Here is a 4,919-nt window from a genome sequence, read left to right as displayed (position 1 = left end):
GGCCGATCAGGCCGGCGGCATGCCATGTCGTGCCCGACGTCAGCTGTTTGCGTTCGAGAAGCACGATATCGGTCCAGCCAAGCTTGGCCAGGTGATAGGCGACCGAACAGCCGGAAACGCCGCCGCCGATGATGACCGCCCTTGCTTTGGCGGGAACTGCCTTGGCGGTCATGCTGCCTCGCGACGGTAGCTGGAAGCAAAGCGGCGCAGACGAAGTGCAGCTTCCTGCAGCACCGGTTCGGGCTGGCAGAGACTGATGCGAATGTGGCCGGCGGCCGCCTCGCCGAAGCTGGAGCCGGGCATGACGCCGACCTTTTCCTTGTCGAGCAGGGCCCAGGCGAATTTCTCATCGTCCGGTTCGACGGCCGAGATGTCGAGCATGACATACATGCCGCCCTCCGAACCGCGCACGGTCACGTCGTTCATGCCCCGCACGGCGTCGAGCAAGACGGTGCGGCGTGCCGCGTAACGTTCGGCGATCTCCTTGACGCCGTAACGGTTCTCCAGCGCCTCGGAACAGGCGATCGAGATGAAGGCCGGCAGGCCGTAGGTCGTCACCAGATTGAGATTGATCATGAGCGTGATCATCTCCTCCGGTCCCGTCAGCCAGCCCATGCGCCAGCCGGTCATGCCGTGGCTCTTGGACATCGAATTGATGACCAGCGTGCGCTCGGCCATCCCTGGCAGCGAGCGCGGCGAGACGTGCTCGCCGCCGCCGAGCGTCCAGTAGACTTCGTCCGACAGCAGCCAGAGGTCGTGCTCCCGGCAGACTTCTGCCAGTTGCTCCAGCCGCTCGCGCGAATAGACCGCACCTGTCGGATTGTTCGGCGTGTTGATCAGGATAGCGCGCGTGTTCGGCCGGATTGCCGCGCGGATCATGTCGGCACGTGGCTGGAAGCCATCCTCGGCCGGTGTCTCGACGACGGTGAAGTCAGCGCCTGCGGCGCTGAACGTGTTGGGATAGGTGGCATAATAGGGCGCCACGACGATGGCGTGGTCGCCCTGGTCGAGCACGCCCTGCACGGCCGCATAGAGTGCGGCCTGGCCGCCCGGCGTGGCGATCACCTGATCCGGCGACGTCTCGACGCCGGTGCAGGCGCTCGAGGCCGCCGCCATCGCCTTGCGCAGGCGCGGCAGGCCGGGAAGCGGGGTGTAGTGATGATTGCTGCCGCGAACCGCGGTCACACAGGCTTCGATCGTCTGCGAAGGCGTGTCGAAATCATGGTCGCCGACCGACAGCATGATGATGTCTTCGCCGGCCTCCTTGCGCGTCCAGGCGGCGAAATGGACTTCCCAGCCGTCCTTGCCCGAAGGCACGATGCCGGAAATGCGCGATGATGGTCTAGGCATGCAAAACTCCCGAAATTTCGTAGCCGGCCTGTTCGAGCCGGTCGCGCAGAGCGGCGATGTGCGGTGGTCCGACTTCGCAGCAGCCGCCAACGATGCTTGCCCCAGCCTCGACCCAGCCGATCGCCTGGTCGGCATAGGCATCCGGGCCAAGGTCGTGACGAGCGTGCAGCACATCGACGGTGCCGCCGTGCTTGAGTGCTTCGGTTGACGTGAAGCCATTGGCGTAGGCGCCGACCGGGCCGCCGAGGCCGATCAGTTCAGGCAAAGCCGCGGCGATTGCTTCCGGCCGGCAGCAATTGACCAGCCGCGCGGCGACTGCCAGGCCGTCGAGCGCGCTTGCCGCGGTGGCTATCGCTTCGCCGCTGCGCAGCCGCGGCTTGCCGTGGTCGGCCAGCGTCCACGACACCCATACCGGCTTGCCGCTTTCCGATGCCGCGGTGACCGCCGCGCGGGCTTCGTCCGCCGACGCCATGGTTTCACACAGGAACAGGTCGACGCCATCGGCCTGCTCGGCAACGATGCGGCGGTAAATATCGAGCGTGTCCTCGAAGGAAATGGTCAGTGCCGGTGCATAGCTGCCGAAAAGCGGCGATAGGCAGCCGGCGATGGCTGCATCGCCGGCCTCGTCGCGGGCCTGTCTGGCCAATTCGATGCCGCGCTTCTGCAACGGCTTGAAGAGGTCTTCCGCGCCCTCGCGCGCCAGGCGTTCGGGTGTTGCCGAATAGGTGTTGATGGTGATGACACGGGCGCCGGCACGGATGAATTCCGCGTGCAGGTCGCGCACCAGATCCGGTTCGTCGATCAGCACCCGGGCTGACCATAGCGGCGTCGGCTCGGATTTGCTGCGGCGGACCAGTTCCTGGCCCATGCCGCCATCGGTGAGGATGATTTTCTTCATGCGCGCAGCCTTTCGTTCTTCGGATCCCACAACGGTTCATCCTTCTGCACGATCGCCTGAAAGCGGTCACCGAAGATTTCGACCTCGACTGATGTGCCTGGCTCGGCCAGATCGGCGCGCAGCATGCCGAGCGCGATCGACTTGTCGACCCGGTGGCCCCAACCGCCGGACGTCGTCTCGCCGACGATCTTGCCGTCACGCCAGAGCGTCGACACCGAAGGGGCGTCGCAGTCGCCCGGGTTCTCTATAACCAGCGTGACGAAGCGCTTCTTCACGCCTTGCTGCTTTTCGTTCTGGAGTGCAGCCTTGCCACGGAAATCGGGCTTGTCCCATTTGACGAAGCGCTCCAACCCGCCCTGCAGGATCGAATAGTCGGTCGACAGGTCGCCCTTCCAGGTGCGGTAGCCTTTTTCAAGCCTGAGTGAATCCAACGCATACATGCCGAACGGCTTCAGCCCATGTTGCTGGCCTGCCGCGCAGACGGCGTCGAAGATGGCTGATGTGTCGTCCACCCTGGTGTGGATTTCCCAGCCGAGTTCGCCGGCGAAGGAGACGCGCACGAGTTTGGCCCAGCGACCGGCGATCTTTGTCTCCTGATGCGTCAGCCATGGCAAAGTGAGGTCGGCTTCGCAGACATCGGCGAGGATTTTCCGCGAGTTGGGGCCGGCCAGGATCTGGGTCGAGAATTCCTCGGTCCGGTCGATCAGCCTGAACGGCGCATCCTTGGGCATGCGCGATTTCAGCCATTCGAAATCGTGCCACTGCGCGACCGCCGCGGTGATCAGCGTCATCAGGTTGTCGTCGTGGCGCACCACGGACATTTCGGTGACGATGCGGCCCTTGTCGTCGGCGAAATAGACGAGACCGATGCGGCCTGCCTTCGGCACCAGCCCGGTGACCTGCAGGCTCAGCCATTCGGCGGCACCGGGACCGTCGAGGTTGAAGCGCGAGAAGCCCGGCAGGTCCAAAATGCCGGCGGCATCGCGCACGGCCAGGCACTCCTCGCGCACGCGATGATGCCACGGTCCGTCGCGGCGGAAGGTCAGCGTGGCTTCCTCGGAAATGTCATCGCCGTCTTGTGCGTACCAGGTGGCACGCTCCCAGCCATTATAGGCGTCGAAGCGGCCGCCGAGCGCCTTGATGCGATCATGGATCGGCGACAGCTTGCGGTCGCGGCCTTCCGGCCAGGCATGGCGCGGGAACTGGATGGCATATTCGTTGCCGTAGATCTCCATGCCCTTGGCGACGCAGTAGTCCGGCGCCGAGGCAAAGGAAGTGAAGCGGCGCGGGTCGCACGACCACATGTCCCATTCGGTCCGGCCCTCTGTCACCCATTCGGCCAGCACCTTGCCGGCGCCGCCACCCTGGGCAATGCCGAAGGTGAAGACGCAGGCCTCGAAGGCATTGGGAACCCCGGGCATCGGGCCGATCAGCGGGTTGCCGTCCGGCGTGTAGGGGATCGGCCCGTTGATCACCTTGGACAGGCCGGCGGTGCCAAGGATCGGCACGCGGGCGACGGCATCGGCCAGATAATGTTCCAGCCGGTCGAGGTCGTCGGGGAACAATTGAAAGGAAAAATCCTCCGGCATCGGGTCGTTGTGGCTGGCCCAATGCGCGCGGCAATTGCGCTCATAGGGGCCGAGATTCATCCCGTTCTTCTCCTGGCGCAGATAGTAGGAGGTGTCGACGTCGCGCAGCAGCGGCAGTTTCTTGCCCTGTTCCTTCGACCATGCCGCCAGTTCGGGAATCTCCTCGAACAATATGTACTGATGGCTCATCACCATCATCGGCACGTCGCGGCCGAACATCCGGCCGACTTCGGCGGCGCGGTAGCCGGCGGCATTGACGACGATCTCGCAGCGGATCTCACCTTGCGCCGTCTCGACCACCCACTCGTCGTTCTCGCGGCGCACGCCTGTGACCGGGCAGAAGCGGATGATCTTCGCGCCCATGTCGCGCGCGCCCTTGGCCAGCGCCTGGGTGAGCTGCGCCGGATCGATGTCGCCGTCGCTCGGGTCGTAGAGCGCGCCTTTCAAATCATGCGTCTCGATGAAGGGATAGCGGCGCTGGATCTCGTCGACGCCGACGATGTCGATGTCCATACCCTGGTAGCGGCCCATGCCCTTGGCGCGCTGAAATTCCTGCATGCGCTCTTTCGTGTGGGCAAGGCGCAGCGAGCCGGTGACGTGATAGTTCATGGGATAGTCGACCGCGTCGGCCAGCCCGCGATAAAGCTCGGTCGAATAGCGCTGCATGTTCATCAGCGACCAGGACGAGGAGAAAGTCGGCACGTTGCCGGCGGCATGCCAGGTCGAGCCCGAAGTCAGCTCGTTCTTTTCCAAGAGCACGCAGTCGGTCCAGCCCGCCTTGGCGAGATGGTAGAGCGCGGAAGTGCCGACGGCACCGCCTCCGATGATCACCACGCGCGCCGTGCTCGGCAAACCCGCCATGTTCTTCTCCAAACTTGAACTCAATAGACGGGTGGTGAAACCACCCAGATGACAATTGCAGGCTCCGCGCCCGGATTGCGCCAGCGGTAAGGCTTGCCTTCAAAGCGAAAGGAGTCGCCTTCGCCAAGCCGATGCCAGACACCTCCGATCTCGATGTCGAACAGCCCGGAGGCGACGTATCCAGCTTCTTCGGTCGGCCGCTGCGCCTCGGCCTTCAGTTC

The 4,919-nt window shown here is 64.5% G+C and carries 5 protein-coding genes; all 5 read right to left on the bottom strand.

All coding sequences use genetic code 11. The features are described 5' to 3' along the window. The coding region (locus tag EN984_RS22845; RefSeq protein ID WP_164765589.1) for an FAD-dependent oxidoreductase at positions 1-172 on the bottom strand (172 nt) is incomplete at its 3' end. After that, positions 169-1,350, bottom strand: coding sequence for a pyridoxal phosphate-dependent aminotransferase (locus EN984_RS22840; protein WP_027034771.1), 1,182 nt, complete (start codon positions 1,348-1,350; stop codon positions 169-171). The genes EN984_RS22840 and EN984_RS22845, both read right to left, overlap by 4 nt. Beyond that, positions 1,343-2,248 carry a homocysteine S-methyltransferase family protein gene (locus EN984_RS22835; protein ID WP_127269321.1) on the bottom strand — a complete coding sequence of 302 codons (906 nt, stop codon included), beginning with the start codon at positions 2,246-2,248 and terminating at the stop codon, positions 1,343-1,345. The genes EN984_RS22840 and EN984_RS22835 overlap by 8 nt, the downstream gene beginning before the upstream one ends. Further along, complete coding sequence (locus EN984_RS22830; protein ID WP_127383958.1) at positions 2,245-4,698, bottom strand: FAD-dependent oxidoreductase; 2,454 nt, start codon at positions 4,696-4,698, stop codon at positions 2,245-2,247. Before EN984_RS22830 ends, EN984_RS22835 begins: the two co-directional genes overlap by 4 nt. 20 nt (positions 4,699-4,718) lie before the next feature. Next, the coding region (locus EN984_RS22825) for a cupin domain-containing protein (RefSeq protein WP_164765588.1) at positions 4,719-4,919 on the bottom strand (201 nt) is incomplete at its 5' end.

Source organism: Mesorhizobium sp. M7A.F.Ca.CA.004.12.1.1 (assembly GCF_003997835.1).
Lineage (GTDB): Bacteria > Pseudomonadota > Alphaproteobacteria > Rhizobiales > Rhizobiaceae > Mesorhizobium.
The sequence above is the reverse complement of the archived record's forward strand: the minus strand, read 5'-3'. Positions and strand labels throughout refer to the sequence as shown.